Raw genomic sequence first — 17,632 nt, 5'->3', positions numbered from 1 at the left:
TCCGTCAAGGGTCCGGAAGCCTCCACCCACCCCTTTCGCCCTGTCGACCGGCCCTCGTTCGGCACCCCGGACAGGGCCCGGTCCCGACCGACCGGCCGCCGCCGCTTGCCGGTCGCGGGAGGGTCCGAAGCACTACCCTGAACACGAGTGGTGCACCTGTTGACGGTGAGTGTGCGCTTGGGAGTGGCGAGATGAGCCGGGTCTATCCCTTCGACGATGCGGCGACGGCCCGGGCCGTCATCGGCGAGGACGGCACACTGACCGAGTGGAGCGAGGGCGCGCGCCGGCTCCTCGGCCACCCGGCCGACGAGGTCGTGGGCCGGCCGGCGGCGCTGCTGCTCGCCGGGGAGGTGACACCGCGCGCGCCCGTCGGCGTCCGCTGGGACGGCACCCTCGGGCTCCGCCACCGGGACGGCCGTACGATCCCGGTCTGGCTGCTCGCCCACCACACCCCGGCCCACGACCAGCGGCCCGGCCACTGGCTGGTGGTCTCCCCGCTCGACGGCGGCGGACCGCGCACCCCGGACGATCCGCTGGCGACGGCCGCGCTGACGCAGTCGCCGTGCGCCATCGCGGTCTACGACGACCAGCTCAGGCTGCGCCGGATGAACGAGGCGATGGCCCACGTCATCGGGCTTGCCGAGGAGCGGGTCCAGGGGCTCAGGGTCACCGAGATCGGCGGCAAGCCGGAGAGCGGGGACCTGGAGCGGAACATGCTCCGGGTGCTGGCCTCGGGCCGGCCGCTGGACGTGCAGACGTTCATGCGGACCGGCGGCGAGGACCGGGCGCACGCGTGGCTGGCCCGGATGGCGCCGGTCACCGACGCCGCCGGGCGGGTGTGGGGCGTGAGCCTGGCCGCCCACGACTTCACCGAGAACTACCTGGCCAGGGAGCGGCTCCAGCTGGTCAACGCGGCGAGCGTGCAGATCGGCAGCACCCTCGACGTCGTCCGGACGGCCCAGGAGCTGGCGGACGTCTGCGTCCCGGCACTCGCCGACCTCGTCACCGTCGACCTGCTGGACCCGCCGGACCACGGCGGCGACCTCCCGGCCCGGCTGAGCGCGCCGGTCACCCTGCGCCGCATCGCACACCAGTCCGTGCTCCCCGGCGTCCCCGAGGCGGTCCTCAAGCCCGGGCAGAGCGAGGTCTACCCGGCCTCCTCACCGCAGGCGGACTCGCTGACCGCGGGGCACACGATCGTGGCCTCGGTGACCTCCGGCGAGCTGGACCAGTGGCTGTCCTGGAACAAGCGCCGCGGAGAGCGGGTGCGCGAGTTCGGCGTGCACTCCTCGATGTCGGTGCCGATCCAGGCCCGCGGCACCACCCTGGGGGTCGCGGTGTTCCGGCGGCACCGGCGGCTCGACCCGTTCAGCCCGGACGACGTGCTGCTCGCCGAGGAGATCACGGCCCGGGCCGCCGTCTGCATCGACAACGCCCGCCGGTACTCGCGGGAGCGCGAGACCGCCCTGGCCCTGCAGCGCAGTCTGCTGCCCCGGACACTGCCGCGCACCGCGGCCCTGCAGGCCGCCTCCCGCTACCTGCCGGCGGCGCGGGCCGGGGTGGGCGGCGACTGGTTCGACGTGATCCCGCTGTCCGGGCTGCGGGTCGCCATGGTCGTCGGGGACGTCGTCGGCCACGGCGTGCAGGCCTCGGCGACCATGGGCCGGCTGCGGACCGCCGTGCGCACCCTGGCCGACATCGACCTGGCCCCGGACGAGTTGCTCACCCACCTCGACGACCTGGTGCTCCGGCTCTCGGAGGAGCAGGGCGGCGAGGGCAGCCCCGGCGAGGTCGGCGCGACCTGCCTGTACGCCGTCTACGACCCGGTGTCCCGGCGCTGCACGCTGGCCCGCGCCGGGCACCCGCCGCCCGTCCTGCTGCGCCCCGGCCGCCACCCCTACCTGCTGGACCTGCCCGCCGGTCCCCCGCTGGGCCTGGGCGGGCTGCCGTTCGAGTCGGCCGAGGTGACGCTGCCCGAGGGCACGGTCCTGGCGATGTTCACGGACGGCCTGATCACCTCACGGCACCGGGACCCGGACACCGGCCGCCGGCTCCTCCACGAGGCGCTGGCGGCGGACAGCGACTCGCTGGACGAGACCTGCGACCGGATCCTGCACGCCCTGCTGCCGTCCGGCGGCGCGGCCGACGACGTGGCGCTGCTGCTGGCCCGCACCCAGGGCCTGCCGCCGACCCGGGTTGCGTCCTGGGACATCCCCGCCGACCCGGCGCTGGTCGCGCCGATCCGCAAGCAGGTCGTGGAGCAGCTCGACGTGTGGGACCTGAGCATGGCCGCCTTCACGACGGAGCTGGTGGTCAGCGAGCTGGTCACCAACGCCATCCGCTACGGCGCCCACCCCATCGGGCTCCGGCTGATCCACGACACGACCACCCTGATCTGCGAGGTCTCCGACACCAGCCACACGGCTCCGCACCTGCGCCGGGCCAAGACCTGGGACGAGGGCGGCCGGGGCCTGCTGCTGGTGGCCCAGCTGACGCAGCGGTGGGGCACCAGGCACACGGCGGAGGGCAAGACGATCTGGGCGGAGCTTTCCCTCTTCGAGGACGAGTTCGGCTGAGCGCTCCGCTGGGGGTGCCGTGTCGTGGTCGTCTGCGGCGCCGTGGTGGCTGGTCGCGCAGTTCCTCCCCCAGCCTTCGGCCAGAGGGACCCCAGCGCCCCTTAGGGGGCGCGCTGCAGAACCGCAGACTTCATCCGGTCACGGCGGAAAGGTGCTCGTGGACCGCTTGCCAGGCGTCGCCGGCGGTGCGGTGGAGGACGATGGTCTCGCGTTCGTGCAGGACCTCCTCTCCGGCGGTGGTGGAGACGCGGGTGGTCACCGCGTGGGTGAACACGGCCGTGTCGCCGAAGAACTGGAGGCGGCGGTCGTCCGAGTCGCAGGCGAGGACGCGGAAGCCGTCCTCCTCGCTCCATCGCTGCCACAGCTCGCGGTACTCCTGGGTGGAGTCCAGCCGCCGGCCGGTGGTGTGGAAGACGAACGTGGCGTCGGCCGCGAAGGCGTCGAAGTAGTCGTCGGTACGGCCCTCGGCGAACGCCGCGATCAGGGCGTCCGCCGCGGCGAGGGCGGTGTCGTGGTCGTTGCTCAAGGTTTCGGCTCCGAGATCCGGGCCACGGCGCGGACGGGTGCGCCGTCGGCGCCGGGCAGGTGCAGGGGGAAGAGGCTGACGTGGACGTCATGGCCGGTGTGCTGGGCGTCGAGGACCTCGGCGAGGTTGGTGAGGTTCTCGGCGATGACGGCGTCGGCGCCGCACAGGATGCGGTGGGCGGGAAGGGTCTCGCCGGGGGTCGGGTCGACGCTGAGGGCGTCGATGCCGACGGTGTACACGCCGCGGGCGACGAGGAGGGTGGCCGCCTCCTCGGTCAGGTAGGGGTGGTCGTGGTAGGCGTCGGTGCCCCAGTGCGCGGACCAGCCGGTGGCGATCAGCACGATCCGGCCCGCCGGGACACCGGCGAGCAGGTCGGTCCCGATGGCCGCCCGGGGCGGAAGGCCTCGGGCGTCGACGACGTGGGCCGGACCGTCGAACCGGTCCAGCGGCAGCTGGTTCAACGCGGGCAGGCCGTCCTCGATGTGGGAGGGGGCGTCCACGTGCGTGCCGGACTGCGAACCCATGTGCACCTGAAGGACGTTGACGCCGTCCCGGGCCGCGGTGAGCGCGGGCCGGATCTCCACCTCCGGGTCGCCGGGGTAGACCGGCATGCCGGTGCGCAGCGGCACGGACAGGTCGATCAGGCGCATCGGGCTCACACCTCCGCGGGCTCGGGGGCGGCGACGGGGAGTCCGTCGGCGGCGGTGATCGGCGGCACCGGGGTGTCGACGGCGCGCACCAGCCGCGGGCCCTCGGGACCGAAGACGGCGCGGGGCTCGGGGAAGAGCCACAGCAGGGCCAGGTAGAGGATCGCGGCCAGGCCCAGGCCGACGGGCAGCGAGATGTCCACGCCGCCCGCGAGGTCGCCGAGGGCGCCGACGAACTGGCCGGGGAGGTTGACGAACTGCACCGCGAGCAGGGCGGCGGCCAGCCAGGCGGCCATGCCGCGCCAGTTCCAGCCGTGCGTGAACCAGTAACGCCCGCCCCGCTGTCGGCGGTTGAAGACCTGGAGCGAGTCCGGGTCGTACCAGCCGCGGCGGGTGAGGAAGCCCAGGGTCATGATGACCATCCACGGCGCGGTGCAGACGATGATCAGCGTCGCGAAGGTGGAGATGGACTGGGTCAGGTTGGCGGCGAACCGACCGACGAAGATGAAGGAGATCGACAGGACGCCGATGAACACGGTGGCCTGCACCCGGCTGAACTTCGGGAAGACGCTGGCGAAATCGAGGCCGGTGCCGTAGAGCGAGGTGGTGCCGGTGGACATGCCGCCGATCAGCGCGAGCAGGCAGACCGGCAGGAAGTACCAGGACGGCGAGACGGCGAGCAGACCGCCGACGTAGTCCGGGGCGTTCGGGTCGAGGAAGTTGCCGGCCTTCGCGGCGATGATCGAGGCGGTCGCCAGTCCGAAGAAGAAGGGCAGGATCGTCGCGATCTGGGAGAGGAAGGCCGCGCCCATGACCCGGCGGCGCGGGGTGTCGGCGGGGATGTAGCGGGCCCAGTCGCCGAGGAAGGCGCCGAACGAGACCGGGTTGGAGAGCACGATCAGCGCGGAGCCGATGAACGCCGGCCAGAAGCCGGGGGTGCTCAGCGAGTGGAAGCTGCCCTGGTAGCCGGGGTCGAAGTCGCCGCCGAAGGCGAAGAGGCCGAGGACGAAGAGCAGGGAGGCGGCGGCGACCGCGATCTTGTTCACGAAGAGCATGAACCGGAAGCCGTAGATGCACACCGTCAGCACCAGCGCGGCGAACAGCCCGTACGCCAGGGCGTACACGCCGTCGTTGGTCGGCAGGTGGAACATCCGGTGCGCGCCGCCGACGAGGGCGTCGCCGGAGGACCACACGGAGATGGAGAAGAAGGCGACCGCGGTCAGCAGGGAGAGGAAGGAACCGACGACCCGGCCGTGCACGCCCAGGTGGGCGGAGGAGGACACCGAGTTGTTGGTGCCGTTCAGCGGGCCGAACACGGCCAGCGGCGCGAGGATCATCGCGCCGACGGCGAGCCCGAGGCCGGTGGCGGCCAGGCCCTGCCAGAAGGAGAGCCCGAACAGGATCGGGAAGGCGCCGAGGACGCAGGTGGCGAAGGTGTTCGCGCCGCCGAAGGCGACCCGGAACAGGTCGAGCGGCCGGGCGGTGCGGTCGGCGTCCGGGATGCGCTCGACGCCGTACGTCTCGATCTCGGTCAGCGACGGGGCGTCGTGCTGCTCCGCTTGGGGGCTGGTGGTCATGTCTGCTCCTCGCGAGGGCCGGCGGAGTCCAGGGTGAACAGGCTGATCAGGTCGTAGGCGACGTGCGACGCGGCGACGGAGGTGATGTCGGCGTGGTCGTAGGCGGGGGCGACCTCGACGACGTCGCCGCCGACGAGGTTGAGCCCGGCGAGGCCGCGCAGGATCTCCAGCAGCTCACGCGAGGTCATGCCGCCGGCTTCCGGGGTGCCGGTGCCGGGGGCGTGTGCGGGGTCGAGGACGTCGATGTCGACGGACACGTACAGCGGCCGGTCGCCGATGCGCTGCCGCAGCGCGTCCACGGTCTCGTCGACGCCGCGGCGCAGCACGTCGGAGGAGGTGACGATGCCGAAGCCGAGCCGACGGTCCTCCTCCAGGTCCCGCTTGCCGTACAGGGGGCCGCGGGTGCCGACGTGGCTGAGCGCCTCGGTGTCGACGATGCCCTCCTCGACGGCGCGCCGGAACGGGGTGCCGTGGGTGTACTCGGCGCCGAAGTAGGTGTCCCAGGTGTCGAGGTGGGCGTCGAAGTGGAGGACGGCGACCGGTCCGTGCCGTTTGGCGACCGCGCGCAGCAGGGGCAGCGCGATGGTGTGGTCGCCGCCGATGGTCACCAGCTTCGTGCCGTCGGCCTGGAGGCGGGAGGCCTCGTGCTCGACGGTCTCGATCGCCTCGTTGATGTCGAAGGGGTTCACCGGGATGTCACCGGCGTCGGCGACCTGTGCCGACGCGAACGGGGACACGTCCAGTGCCGGGTGGTACGGGCGCAGCAGCCGGGACGCCTCGCGCACGGCGGCCGGGGCGAACCGGGCGCCGGGCCGGTAGGAGACACCGGCGTCGAAGGGCACGCCGACGACGGCGATGTCCGCGCGGGGCACCTCGTCGAGGCGCGGCAGCCGGGCGAAGGTCGCGGGTCCCGCGTAGCGGGGGATCCGGGAGGAGTCCACGGGTCCACGGGGCTCGGTCGTCATGGGGCACCTTCCTGTCGAGCCTGGGGTGTGCACCGCCGGGTGGGCGGACCCTGGACCGGAGCTGGTGGTTCCGGTAACGGGGGGATGCCTCAGTGTGCGGACGGCCGGCCGACAGGGTCAATTGTTGACGGCACGAAGAACTACAGTGGTCTTGTGTCTGACCACAAAGCCACGCCGCGTTCCGTCCTCACCGTCGGCGACCTGCTGTCCTTCCCGGCCCTGCAGATACGCCTGCTCGCGGGCGGCGGCGGCCTGGCCCGCACGGTCTCCTGGGCGCACGTCAGCGAACTGGAGGACCCGACCCCGTGGCTCCAGGGCTCGGAGGTCCTCATGACCGTGGGCCTCGCGGTGCCCCGCGGCGGCGAGGCGCAGCGGCGCTACCTGGAGCGGCTCGACGACGCGGGTGTCGCGGCGCTGGTACTCAGCACCCAGCTGCGGACCCCGCCGCTGCGCCAGGCCTTCCTCACCGCGGCCGAGGAGCGCGGCTTCCCGGTCCTCGAGGTGCCACTCACCGTTCCCTTCGTCACCATCGCCCAGGAGGTCGCCGCCGCGGTCAGTGAGAAGTCCGCCGAACGGCTCGGCGCGCAGCTCCAGGTCTTCGGCGCGCTGCGCTGGATGGCCGAGGAGAACCTGGACATCCCCGCGCTCTTCGACCGCCTGGAGCAGCTCAGCGGCTACCGCCTCTTCCTGTGCACCCCCCAGGGGCGCCCGCTGCTGCCCGGCGTCCCGGCGCCGCAGGACCTCTCGGTGCTGCCGGCGCACCCGGACGCTCCGCCGACCGTGCCCGGCGGCTTCGTGCTCCCGGTCCTCGGTCCGGGCGGCGCGGCCGGCTACCTGGTCGCGCTGGAACAGGCGGGCGCCCGCCCGGCCGGGCTGGCCGTCGTCCAGCACCTGGCCACCGTCGCCGCGCTGCGGCTCGCGATGGTGCGCGGGGAACGCGAGGTGCTGCGGCGAGAGGGGGCGGAGACCCTCGCCGAGATGCTCCAGGACACCCTCGACCCGGCCGGTGCCCAGCGCCGACTGGCCCACCACGGTCTGGACGCACAGCGGCCCGTCGTTCTCGCGGTGCTCCGGCGCACCCCGGACGAGCAGCTGGACGGCGCCCTGTCCGGCCACCCGCACCTCACCCTGCGCCGCGGCGAGGACCGGCTGGTCCTCGCCGAACCCGGCTTCACCGAGGCACTGGCCGAGCTGCCCGGCGCGGTATGCGGGGTGAGCCGCCCCTTCACCGTCGGCGAGCCGCTGCGGGTCGCCCAGCAGGAGGCGGAATGGGCGGCGGGCCGCGCGGAGGAGGCGGGCAAGCCGCTCCTCCACTACGGCGAGGACGCCACCGGACGGTGGCTGCCCGAGGACCGCCGGCTGCTGTCGGCGCTCGTCGAGCAGGTCCTCGGCCCGGCCCTGCGCTACGACGAGGCACACGGGTCGCAGCTGCTGGTCTCCGTCCGCACCTGGATGGAACGCGACCGCCGCACCGAGGACGCCGCCGCGGCCCTGCACGTCCACCCCAACACCCTCGCCTACCGGCTGCGCCGCTTCGGCGAGGTGACCGGCCGGGACCTGTCGACGACGGCCGCCTTCACCGAGGTCTGGTTCGCCGTGCGCGCGGCGACCGAACTCGGCGTGGCCTGACTCCGGGGGGGTTCGGCAGCGCCCCGTAAGGGGCGCTGGGGGTACCCCCAGCCGAAGGCCGGGGGTAGGAACTGCGCGACCGGCGGCCACGGCGCCGCAGTCGACCGACGGCATGTCGCGGCCCTTCCAGCGGAGCGCTCAGTCGGTCGTCAGGACGACCAGTTGCCGGGTCGCGCGGGTCATCGCGACGTAGCGGTCGACGCCGCCGGTCACGCCCGTGCCGAACCCCTCCGGGTCGACCAGGACGACCAGGTCGAATTCGAGCCCCTTCGACAGTTCGGGAGTGAGCGAGGCGACCCGGGGCGTCGGTGTGAAGCGGGGGTCGCCGATCACGCAGGCGACGCCCTCGGCGTGGGTGGCGAGCCAGGTGCGGAGGATCTCGTCCCGCTCGGAGACGGATCCGTGGACCACGGGAAGGCCGCCGCCGCGGATCGACGTCGGCACGTTGGCGTCCGGGAGCACGGCCCGGATGACCGGCTCGGCCTCCGCCATGACCTCTTCCGGGGTGCGGTAGTTGATGCCGAGCGAGGCCAGTTCGATCCGGTCGAACCCGACCCGTGCCAGGCGTTCCTGCCAGGTCTCCGTGAACCCGTGCCGTGCCTGGGCGCGGTCTCCGACGATGGTGAAGCTCCGGGACGGGCAGCGCAGCAACAGCATCTGCCACTCCGCGTCGGTGAGCTCCTGGGCCTCGTCGACGACGATGTGCGCGAACGGGCCGGCCAGCAGGTCAGGGGCGAGGACGGAGAGTTCGGACTCGTCGACCAGGCTGACCTTGGCGTCCGCGCCCCGGAGCATCCTCACCAGGCCCTCGCCGTCGTCACCGTCGGCGCCGGAGTCGGCGACGGCCCCGATCAGGTTGTCGACGACCTGGGTCATCCGCTCGCGCTGGGCGGCGAGCACGGCCTCCTGCCGCCGTTTGCGCCGGGCCGCCTCCGGGTCGCCGAGCCGCTGCCGGGCCGCGTCCAGGAGCGGCAGGTCGGACACCGTCCAGGCCTGGGCGTCGGCGCGCTGGAGCCTGCGCACGTCGTCGCGGCCGAGCCAGGGCGCGCACAGCCGCAGGTAGGCGGGGACCGACCAGAGGTCCCCGACCAGGTCGGTCGGCTCCAGCAGCGGCCAGGCGCGGCCGAGGGTGTCGACCAGCTCCCGGTCCTGCTGCAGCGACCTGCGGAACTCCTCGGGCGCCACGTCGGCGCCGCGGTACCTGTCCAGCAGGATGGCGGCCAGCTCCTCCCAGATCTGGTCGCGTGCCTCGTTGTGCGGGGTGCCGGGAGCCGGTGCCCGGAAGGCGTCGGCCCAGTCGTCGGCGGTCAGCCGGAGGTCGCCCCAGTCGGTGGTGACCGTCATCCCCTGGGCCGGCGGCTCCTCGTAGAACCGGACGGCCGTCTCGATCGCCCTCACCATGTCCGCGGACGACTTCAGCCGGGCCGCCTCCGGGTCGGTCTCGACGGCAGCGGAGGCCCCCTCTTCGACCAGGTCCCGCAGGACGCAGGTCTGCACGCCCTCCTCACCGAGGCTCGGGAGGACGTCGGAGACGTAGTTCAGGTAGGGCCGGTGCGGGCCGACGAACAGCACCCCGCCCCGGCGGTGGCCGAGACGCGGGTCGGAGTACAGGAGGTGGGCGGTGCGGTGCAGGGCGACGACCGTCTTGCCGGTGCCCGGGCCGCCGTCGACGACGAGGGCGCCGCGGGATCCCGCGCGGATGATCGCGTCCTGGTCGGCCTGGATGGTGGCGAGCACGTCCCGCATCCGCTCCGAGCGGTCGGCACCCAGGCTGGCGATGAACGCGGACTGGTCGTCGAGTGCGGCGTGCCCGTCGAGCCCGTCGGCGGTGAACACCTCGTCCCAGTAGTCGCTGATCCGGCCGTCCGTCCAGCGGTACCTGCGTCTGCTGCGCAGCCCCGCCGGGTCGGCGTGGGTCGCCGCGAAGAACGGCTCGGCGGCGGGCGACCGCCAGTCGATCAGCAGCCGGCGGCCCGTGCTGTCGGTGAGACCGAGGCGGCCGATGTACACGGGCTCGGGGTCGTCCGCGCCGACGATGCGGCCGAGGCACAGGTCGAGGCCGAAGCGGCGCAGGGTGCGCAGCCGTCCGGTCAGCCGGTGGACCTCGATGTCCCGGTCCATCGCGGCCCGGCCGGTGCCGCCCGGTGCCCTGAGCTCGGCGTCGAGGCGGTCGGAAAGTTCGGCGATCGTCTGGGCGAGGCACGCGGCGATGGCGGCCAGGTGCCGCTCGTCGTCGGCGATCAGAGCCGGGTCGGCCTTGACTGAGAGGCGCTCGGGGAGGTCGAAGGCGCTGGTGGTCAGGGGGTGCAATGCATCAGCTCCGTGGGGAGGCCGTGCGGCCCAGGGCGCGTACGGCAGGACGTCCGGAAGGGCCGGAAGGTCCGGAAGGGTGGGACGGACGGAGGGCGGCGCGAGAGGCGGGCCGGCGGTCGTGACCCGTGAAGGGGGTCGGACCGTGGGGGCTGGGACGGCGACCGTCGTCCGGAGTTCATGGCAGGTTGCGGTGCGCGGGAAACTGCGGGGCCGCCGTGGCTGGTCGCGCAGTTCCACCCCCAGCCCCCTGAGGGGCACCCCAGTGGGCGCCGGACGGTGCGTCACGCCGTGCTCAGGCGCCGTCGAGGAGCAACCGCGCGGCCACGGTCGCTCCGTCGGTGCGCAGCGTGCCGGCCACGGCGGCCGCGCGGGCCCGGGTCTCGGGGGTGAGGGCGGTCGCGAGCGCGGCCGAAAGGGACTCGAAGGTCGGGGTCGGGCCGTCGTGGGCCGCGCCGATGCCCAGTGCGGCCACCCGGGCGGCCCAGTGCGGCTGGTCCACGAGCTGGGGGACGACCACCTGGGGCACCCCGGCCACAGCGGCCGTCGTCGTGGTACCCGCGCCCCCGTGGTGGACGACGGCGGCGACCCGGCGGAAGAGCGCCTGGTGGTTGACCTCGCCGACGGCGAAGCAGTCGGCGCCGTCGCTCGGGGCGAGGTCCGCCCAGCCGCGGCCGACCAGCACGCGGCGGCCCTGGGCGCGTACCGCCTCGACGGCGACTTCGGCGGCGTCCGGCGCGCCGCGCATGGCCATGCTCCCGAAGCCGACGTACACCGGCGGCGCACCGGCCTCCAGGAACGCCACCAGGTCGTCCGCCAGCGGGCGGTGGTCCGGCAGCAGCCAGGCGCCGGTCTGCACCAGTTGGAGATCCGTCATCTCCTGCCACGCGCCCAGCCCCGGATCGGCCGCCAGCCACGGCCGGTCGGTGAGGACGTGGTCGCGGACGTTGTCCACCGGGGGCAGGCCGAGCGCGGCCCGGTGGGTGTTGAGCGCCTCGCCGTACAGGGCGTTCACCCGCTCGGCGTCCACCTTCCACAGCGTCGGCAGGTCGGCGTCGGCAGGGGCCGGGCGGCCCGGCCTGCCCGCCGGCGGGAAGCGCGAGGACGGCAGTCCGGCGGTGTGGTAGCAGGCCAGCACGTAGCGGATGCCCAGGTTCTCGGCCACCGACCGCGCGCCGGCCGGCATCAGGCCGCTCGCCACCAGCGCGTCACATCCCTCGGCCGCCGGGCCGACCGTCTCGAAGTGCGCGGCCACCAGCTCGGGCGCGAGCTTGAACGCGTCCTCCGGTGCCGGATTCGGCCGGGTCACCAGCGCGCGCACCGACGGCCCGAACGGCACGTGCGGCACGCCCGCACGGGCCAGCAGCTCCGCGAACTCCTCGTCCGGCGGGGCGCACACCCGTGCCTCGGCGCCGAGCTCGCGCAGCGCCACGGCAAGTCCCGCCAGCGGTTCGACGTCGCCGCGCGACCCATATCCCATCAACAGCACACGCATGTCGCGCATCCCCCAAATACCGCGGTTCCTGGCTTCGGCCTGCGATTCTGCGGGACGAGGGGGGCCTTGCCGCAAGGCCCCCCGTGCGCTATACGTTAAGAAGGGCAAGGAGAAGAACTCGTCGCCCTGTGTTTCTTCCGGGCCGCCGATGTGCGGCCCTTTCTGCTGTCACCGCGCGCTCAGCCAGGGCCGGACCTGCTTGCGGGCCTCGTGCAGCCGGGACTTCAGGGTGCCCAGCGGGATACCCACCCGCTCGGCGACCTCCGCGTAGTCCAGCTGGCAGATGTCCCGGTAGACGAGCGGCGCGACCAGCTGCGGGTGCTCACGCTCCAGCCGGTCCAGCGCCTCCAGCAGATCGATCCGGGACCCGGCGATCACGCTCGTCGTACGCGGGTCGACGTGCTCGGTGGGTTCGATGGTCGCCGGCTGCTCCGCCGCCCGCCGCTTGAGGTCCCGGTACTTCTGCCGGGAGCAGTTGGCGACGACCGTGTACAGCCAGGTGCTGAAGCGGCTGCGGCCCTCGAACGTCGAGATCTTCCGGGAGATCTGGAGCAGCACGTCCTGGGCCGCCTCCTCGGCGTCCTCCCGGCACGGCAGGAACCGCCCGCAGCGCCGTACGACGTCCGGCCAGACCTCGGAGAGCAGCTGGTTCAGGGCCACCTGGTCGCCGGCGGAGGCCCGCCGGGCGAGGTCTTCGGTCAGCGCGGCGTCCGGCACGGGAGGTCCCCCTCGAAGTCGATCTCAGGACAGGCATGATAGTCGTATGCAACCCCTGGAGCGGATCGGCCGCTATCGCCTCGAACAGCGCCTGGGCACCGGTGCCTTCGGGACGGTCTGGCTCGCCCACGACGACCAGCTGGACGCCCCGGTCGCGGTGAAGGTGCTCGCCGACAACTGGTCCCACCGCCTCGACATCCACGACCGCTTCCTCTCCGAGGCGCGGCTGCTTCGGCGGGCCGACTCCAAGCGCGTGGTTCAGGTCTACGACATCGGCGAACTCCCGGACGGGCGGCCGTACTTCGTGATGGAGTATGCCGACGCGGGCACCCTCGCCGACCTGCTCGGCGGCGGCCCGCTCCCGATCCCCGACGCGCTGCGGCTGACCGCGCTGGCGGCGCGCGGCGCGGCGGACCTGCACGGGGCGGGGATCGTGCACCGGGACATCAAGCCGACCAACGTGCTGCTGCGCACCGCGCAGGACGGCACCCGGCGGGTGCTGCTCGCCGACCTGGGGCTGGCGAAGAGCCTGGCACAGGCGTCGGGGCTGACCCTGGCCGCCGGTTCGGCGGGGTACCAGCCGCCGGAGCAGGCCGAGCCCGGCGAGGGCATCGACGCCCGCGCCGACGTCTACGCGCTGGGTGCGGTCGGCTACGAGCTGGTCACCGGGACGGTGCCGGCGGCGCCCGGGAGGGTGATCCGGCCGGAGCGGCTGCGGCCGGACCTCGGGGAGGACGTGCAGCGGGCGCTGATGCGGGCCCTGGAGCCGGACCGGCAGCGGCGCTGGCCGTCCGCGCAGGTCTTCGCGGACGAGCTGGACCGGCTGGCGGCGGCCTCGGCGGCCCGCCGGCCACGGCGCCTGGACGGTGTCCGCAGGCGGCTCAACGCGGTCACACTGACCGTCGCCGCGGTGCTCGCGGCCGGGGGCACGGCCCTCGCGGTCACGATGATCGACCGGAACGGGTCGGCGGGGGACGAGACGCGGGTCGCCGACTCCACCGGGCGGGTGGTGGCCCAGGTGCCGTCCGGCTGGGCGGGCGAGCTGCGGAACTCCGGCTGGAACCCGCAGGCCCTGGGGCTGGCCTCCGGGCACGAGCCGGGTCTGGAGGTCGCCGACGACGTGTCCGAGTGGCAGGACCTGACGACCGCGGTGAACGGCGTGTTCATCGGCGTGAGCGAACACGGCGGCGTCGCGGCCGAGGTGAAGGCCCTCTCCCACTCCGGCTGCCACTACGACGGCAGCCGCGCCTTCACCGGCACCGACTGGAAGGGCAGCATCCGCAGCTGGAGCGCCTGTTCCGGCGCGGGCGGCTCGATCCAGGAGGCGGCCCTGAGCCCGGCCGACGGGGACAGCCGGCCCCAGGTGTATGTGCAGGTTCGGCAGAAGGGTGCCGTCGACAGGAGCGTCACCGACGGCATACTCCGGTCCCTTCGGGTCACCTGACCCGGTGAGTTTCGGCGTGCCCCCGAACTTTTCCGCCCTTCCTCGCATCGGATGGGAGTGACGGCGCACGGAGCGCCCAGGGCACGCCTCGCAGGTGTGCCCCGACATCCAGGAGTGGTGAAGACACATGGCGCACACGTCCCAGTCCTTGCGGCGCGGGGCGGCCCTGCTCGCGAGCACGGTCGCCGCCCTGGGCCTGCTGACCGCCTGCGGCAACGGCGGTCAGGGCAAGTCCCCGGAGTCGGTGTCGGGCACGGCGGCGCCCGCGACCGGCAACGCGTCGAGCACGGACACCTCGAACACCTCCGCCGTCCCGTCCGGCACCGGATCCTCGTCGGCGTCCCAGACCGGCGGCTCGGCGACCGGCGGCGGTTCGTCGACCGGCGGCACCACGACGAGCAGCGCCGCCTCGACCCGCTGCCACACCTCCGAGCTGACCGCCTCGGTGGGCGGCAACAACCCGGGGGCCGGTCAGGAGAACTTCCCGATCGTGCTCACCAACACATCGGGCCGCACCTGCACCGTGCGCGGCTACCCGGGCGCCGCCTTCGTGAACGCCGCCGGCACCCAGCTCGGCCCCGACCCGCAGCGCGAGTCCGGCAGCACCGCCGCGACGGTCACGCTCAAGCCGGGCCAGAGCGCCTGGGCGGGGCTGACCTTCTCCAACCCGGAGATCAGCGGCGCCAAGACGGCGACACCGGCCGCGCTCCTCGTCACCCCGCCGGACGAGAAGGACTCGCTGAAGGTCACCTGGAAGAACGGCGCGGTCCCGGTCTCCGGGAACGCCTCCTCGGTGCGGCTGGGCGTGTTCAGCGCCGGTACCGGCGCCTGACCGCCCCCTGACCGGACCCCGCTGCCCACTCCCCCGGGCAGCGGGGTTCGTCATGTCCGGGCCACGAGTGTCACAGACGTGCAACACGCACAGCCGGCTCCGATCTTTTCCGCCGGACCGCCCATCGAACCCGTCGACCACACAGCAACGGGGCTCCGCGAGGGGCCGGGACGACGGAATCGGGGACGGACATGAGCGGCATCTCTCGCAGGCGGGTGCTGACGGCGGGCGCGACGGCCGGGGCCCTCGGCGCCCTCTCGGCATGCTCGAACGGCAACTGGACGCTGGGCGGCAGCAGTTCGGCCGCCGGCGTCAAGGACGGCGGCGCGAACGGGAACGCGTCGGCCAGGCCGCTGAAGCTCATCGGCGACGGCTCCACCGCCGACACCGGCGCGCAGCCGCACCAGCCGAAGGCGACGCGGATGGCGCCCGGCACCAAGCCGCCGCAGTTCGTGGTGTTCTCCTGGGACGGCGCGGGCGAGCTCAGCAACAAGCTGTTCTCCCGCTTCCGCAAGGTGGCCGCGGACCACGGCGCGAAGATGACGTTCTTCCTCTCCGGCATCTACACCCTGCCCGAGTCGAAGAAGGACCTCTACCGTCCCCCGCAGCACCCGGTCGGCGCCTCCGCGATCGGCTACCTCTCCGATGGGCACATCCACAACACGCTCCAGCAGGTGCGCGCCGCCTGGCTGGAGGGCCACGAGATCGGCACCCACTTCAACGGGCACTTCTGCGGCTCCGACGGCGTGCGCAACTGGTCCCCCGCCGAGTGGCGCAGCGAGATCGACCAGGCCATGGACTTCGTCACCAAGTGGAAGACGAACACCGGCTTCACCGACCTGGAGCCGCTGCCCTTCGACTACAGCAAGGAACTGATCGGCGGCCGCACCCCGTGCCTGGAGGGCCAGGCCAACCTGCTGCCCACGGCCGCCGCGCTCGGCTGGAAGTACGACGCCTCCTCGCCCGGCGGCCTGCAGATCTGGCCGGGCAAGGTGCAGGGCAACCGCATCTGGGACTTCCCCCTGCAGTCCATACCGTTCCCCGGGCACTCCTTCCAGGTCCTGTCGATGGACTACAACATGATGTACAACCAGTCCGCCGGCAATCCGCTGGGCGACAAGACCCAGTACGAGGCCTGGCGCACCCAGGCCCGCGACAGCTACGTGGCGGGCTTCGAGCGGGCGTACACCACCAACCGGGCGCCGTTCTTCATCGGCAACCACTTCGAGCGCTGGAACGGCGGCATCTACATGGACGCCGTCGAGGAGGCGATCGGCCGGATGGCCCAGTACGACGACGTGCGCTTCGTGTCCTTCAAGCAGCTGGTGGCGTGGCTGGAGGCCCAGGACCCGGCGGTGCTGCGGACGCTGCGCACACTGAACCCGGGGCAGGAGCCCACGGGCGGCTGGGGGGAGTTCCTGGGCGCGGCGGGTACCCCGTCGTCGTAACCTGGTCCGTCTGCTTTCATCTGCTTTCATGGTCGGGCCGTACTTGATCACGCCTCCGAGGGACGCGCCCTGAACACCCCGCTCGCCGAGACCCTGTCCGTCCTCCTGCTCGCCGCCGTCCTGGCCTGGGCCGTGATCCGGCCGCGCGGCTGGCCGGAGGCGGTGCTCGCCGTACCGGCGGCGGGCATCGTCGTCGCCACCGGGGCGATCTCCCTCGACCACGCTCGGGCGGAGGCCGAGCAGCTGGGGCCGGTGGTCGGTTTCCTCGCCGCGGTCCTGGTACTGGCCCACTTCTGTGACGTGGAGGGCCTCTTCCAGGCCTGCGGGGCGTGGATGGCCCGGTGGTCGGGCGGGCGGCCGGTGCGGCTGCTGACGGCGGTGTTCGCGCTGGCGTCGGTGATCACGGCCGTGCTCAGCCTGGACGCGACGGTGGTGCTGCTGACGCCGGTGGTGTTCGCGACGGCGGCCCGGTCCGGGGTGCGGGCGAAACCGCACGTCTATGCCTGTACGCACCTGTCGAACACCGCCTCGCTGCTGCTGCCGGTGTCCAACCTGACGAACCTGCTGGCGTTCGCGGCGAGCGGGCTGAGCTTCACCCGGTTCGCGGCGCTGATGGTGCTGCCCTGGCTGGTGGCGATCGGCGCCGAGTACCTGGTGTTCCGGCGGTTCTTCGCCCGTGACCTCTCCTCGGCGGCGCCGGGCTCCGCCGACCCCGGCGAGCCGCCCCGGCTGCCGGTGTTCGCGCTGGTGACGGTGGCCTGCACGCTCGCCGGGTTCGTGCTCACCTCCGCGGTCGGCGTCGACCCGGCGTGGGCGGCGTGCGCGGGTGCGCTGGTGCTGGCCGGTCGGGCCCTGCTGCGGCGGCGGGCGACGCCGCTGACGGTGGTGAAGGCGGCCGCACCCGCGTTCCTGGCGTTCGTGCTGGCGCTCGGGATCGTGGTGCGGGCGGTCGTCGACAACGGGCTCGCGGACGCGCTCGGCCACGTGCTGCCGGACGGGACCGGGCTGCCGGCGCTGCTCGGCATCGCCGCGCTCGCCGCCGTCCTCGCGAACGTCGTCAACAACCTGCCGGCGGTGCTGGTGCTGCTGCCGCTGGCCGCCCCGGCCGGGCCGGGCGCGGTGCTGGCCGTGCTGCTGGGGGTGAACATCGGCCCGAACCTCACCTACGCCGGGTCGCTCGCGACGCTGCTGTGGCGCAGGATCGTGCACCAGCACGACCACGGCGTGGACCTCGGCGAGTTCACCCGCCTGGGGCTGCTCGCCGTGCCGGCCGCGCTGTGCGCGGCGGTGGTGGCACTGTGGGGGGCGCTCCAGGTGGTCGGGGTGTAACCGAGTCCGGCGAAAGCGCTCCGTAACGGGCGCGGGGCTGTATCCATGTGCGGCTCCGCCGCGTGGGCGCCACCAGCCACGACGGCGCCGCAGTCGGCTCGCGGCAGATCGCGGCACTTCAAGCGGAGCGCGTAGTC

The 17,632-nt window shown here is 73.5% G+C and carries 13 protein-coding genes; 6 read left to right on the top strand and 7 right to left on the bottom strand.

Annotated features, from left to right (window positions below; all coding sequences use genetic code 11):
* Positions 1-191: 191 nt before the first annotated feature.
* Positions 192-2,576 carry a SpoIIE family protein phosphatase gene (locus ACZ4UV_RS29885; RefSeq protein ID WP_467842021.1) on the top strand — a complete coding sequence of 795 codons (2,385 nt, stop codon included), beginning with the start codon at positions 192-194 and terminating at the stop codon, positions 2,574-2,576.
* A 130-nt stretch (positions 2,577-2,706) separates the two neighbouring features.
* Here the strand turns inward: ACZ4UV_RS29885 and ACZ4UV_RS29880 are convergent, their stop codons facing one another.
* The 4 genes from ACZ4UV_RS29880 to speB are packed head-to-tail and all read right to left on the bottom strand — an operon-like array spanning position 2,707 to position 6,291.
* Positions 2,707-3,102 carry a YybH family protein gene (locus ACZ4UV_RS29880; RefSeq protein WP_467842018.1) on the bottom strand — a complete coding sequence of 132 codons (396 nt, stop codon included), beginning with the start codon at positions 3,100-3,102 and terminating at the stop codon, positions 2,707-2,709.
* Positions 3,099-3,752 (bottom strand): cyclase family protein, encoded by a 654-nt coding sequence (locus ACZ4UV_RS29875; RefSeq protein WP_451022279.1) that lies wholly within the window; start codon positions 3,750-3,752, stop codon positions 3,099-3,101. The genes ACZ4UV_RS29880 and ACZ4UV_RS29875 overlap by 4 nt, the downstream gene beginning before the upstream one ends.
* Positions 3,753-3,757: 5 nt before the next feature.
* Positions 3,758-5,326, bottom strand: a complete 1,569-nt coding sequence (locus ACZ4UV_RS29870) for a purine-cytosine permease family protein (RefSeq protein WP_451022280.1) — start codon at positions 5,324-5,326, stop codon at positions 3,758-3,760.
* Positions 5,323-6,291 carry an agmatinase gene (speB, locus tag ACZ4UV_RS29865; RefSeq protein WP_467842014.1) on the bottom strand — a complete coding sequence of 323 codons (969 nt, stop codon included), beginning with the start codon at positions 6,289-6,291 and terminating at the stop codon, positions 5,323-5,325. Before speB ends, ACZ4UV_RS29870 begins: the two co-directional genes overlap by 4 nt.
* A gap of 153 nt (positions 6,292-6,444) precedes the next feature.
* Here speB and ACZ4UV_RS29860 point away from each other — a divergent pair, with 153 nt between their 5' ends.
* Positions 6,445-7,920, top strand: coding sequence for a PucR family transcriptional regulator (locus tag ACZ4UV_RS29860; RefSeq protein WP_451022281.1), 1,476 nt, complete (start codon positions 6,445-6,447; stop codon positions 7,918-7,920).
* A gap of 138 nt (positions 7,921-8,058) precedes the next feature.
* Here ACZ4UV_RS29860 and helR read toward each other — a convergent pair whose 3' ends face one another.
* From helR to ACZ4UV_RS29845, 3 genes are all read right to left on the bottom strand, one after another.
* A complete protein-coding gene (gene helR / locus ACZ4UV_RS29855; protein ID WP_467842011.1) occupies positions 8,059-10,230 on the bottom strand; it encodes an RNA polymerase recycling motor ATPase HelR in 2,172 nt (723 codons plus the stop codon).
* 295 nt (positions 10,231-10,525) lie between these two features.
* Entirely contained in the window at positions 10,526-11,725 is a 1,200-nt protein-coding gene (locus tag ACZ4UV_RS29850; protein ID WP_390036157.1) for a glycosyltransferase, read from the bottom strand.
* Positions 11,726-11,893: 168 nt separating this feature from the next.
* Positions 11,894-12,442 carry an RNA polymerase sigma factor gene (locus ACZ4UV_RS29845; protein WP_351486530.1) on the bottom strand — a complete coding sequence of 183 codons (549 nt, stop codon included), beginning with the start codon at positions 12,440-12,442 and terminating at the stop codon, positions 11,894-11,896.
* Between the two features lie 46 nt (positions 12,443-12,488).
* Between ACZ4UV_RS29845 and ACZ4UV_RS29840 the strand changes: the two genes are divergently transcribed.
* From ACZ4UV_RS29840 to ACZ4UV_RS29825, 4 genes are all read left to right on the top strand, one after another.
* Entirely contained in the window at positions 12,489-13,886 is a 1,398-nt protein-coding gene (locus ACZ4UV_RS29840; RefSeq protein ID WP_451018659.1) for a serine/threonine-protein kinase, read from the top strand.
* Positions 13,887-14,013: 127 nt separating this feature from the next.
* Positions 14,014-14,718, top strand: a complete 705-nt coding sequence (locus ACZ4UV_RS29835; RefSeq protein ID WP_451018660.1) for a DUF4232 domain-containing protein — start codon at positions 14,014-14,016, stop codon at positions 14,716-14,718.
* A 191-nt stretch (positions 14,719-14,909) separates the two neighbouring features.
* Positions 14,910-16,166 carry a polysaccharide deacetylase family protein gene (locus ACZ4UV_RS29830; RefSeq protein ID WP_467842006.1) on the top strand — a complete coding sequence of 419 codons (1,257 nt, stop codon included), beginning with the start codon at positions 14,910-14,912 and terminating at the stop codon, positions 16,164-16,166.
* Between the two features lie 69 nt (positions 16,167-16,235).
* Positions 16,236-17,495: an SLC13 family permease gene (locus ACZ4UV_RS29825; protein ID WP_451018675.1), complete on the top strand. Its 1,260-nt coding sequence runs from the start codon at positions 16,236-16,238 to the stop codon at positions 17,493-17,495.
* The last annotated feature ends 137 nt before the right edge of the window (positions 17,496-17,632 follow it).

This window comes from Streptomyces sp. NPDC028289, assembly GCF_055565975.1.
The sequence above is the reverse complement of the archived record's forward strand: the minus strand, read 5'-3'. Positions and strand labels throughout refer to the sequence as shown.

What these genes read in the sequence shown, in the direction of transcription:
- ACZ4UV_RS29885 (WP_467842021.1), top strand. Translation starts at nt 192, where the DNA reads ATGAGCCGGGTCTATCCCTTCGACGATGCGGCGACGGCCCGGGCCGTC.
- ACZ4UV_RS29875 (WP_451022279.1), bottom strand. Translation starts at nt 3,752, where the DNA reads ATGCGCCTGATCGACCTGTCCGTGCCGCTGCGCACCGGCATGCCGGTC.
- ACZ4UV_RS29870 (WP_451022280.1), bottom strand. Translation starts at nt 5,326, where the DNA reads ATGACCACCAGCCCCCAAGCGGAGCAGCACGACGCCCCGTCGCTGACC.
- speB (WP_467842014.1), bottom strand. Translation starts at nt 6,291, where the DNA reads ATGACGACCGAGCCCCGTGGACCCGTGGACTCCTCCCGGATCCCCCGC.
- ACZ4UV_RS29850 (WP_390036157.1), bottom strand. Translation starts at nt 11,725, where the DNA reads ATGCGTGTGCTGTTGATGGGATATGGGTCGCGCGGCGACGTCGAACCG.
- ACZ4UV_RS29840 (WP_451018659.1), top strand. Translation starts at nt 12,489, where the DNA reads ATGCAACCCCTGGAGCGGATCGGCCGCTATCGCCTCGAACAGCGCCTG.
- ACZ4UV_RS29835 (WP_451018660.1), top strand. Translation starts at nt 14,014, where the DNA reads ATGGCGCACACGTCCCAGTCCTTGCGGCGCGGGGCGGCCCTGCTCGCG.
- ACZ4UV_RS29830 (WP_467842006.1), top strand. Translation starts at nt 14,910, where the DNA reads ATGAGCGGCATCTCTCGCAGGCGGGTGCTGACGGCGGGCGCGACGGCC.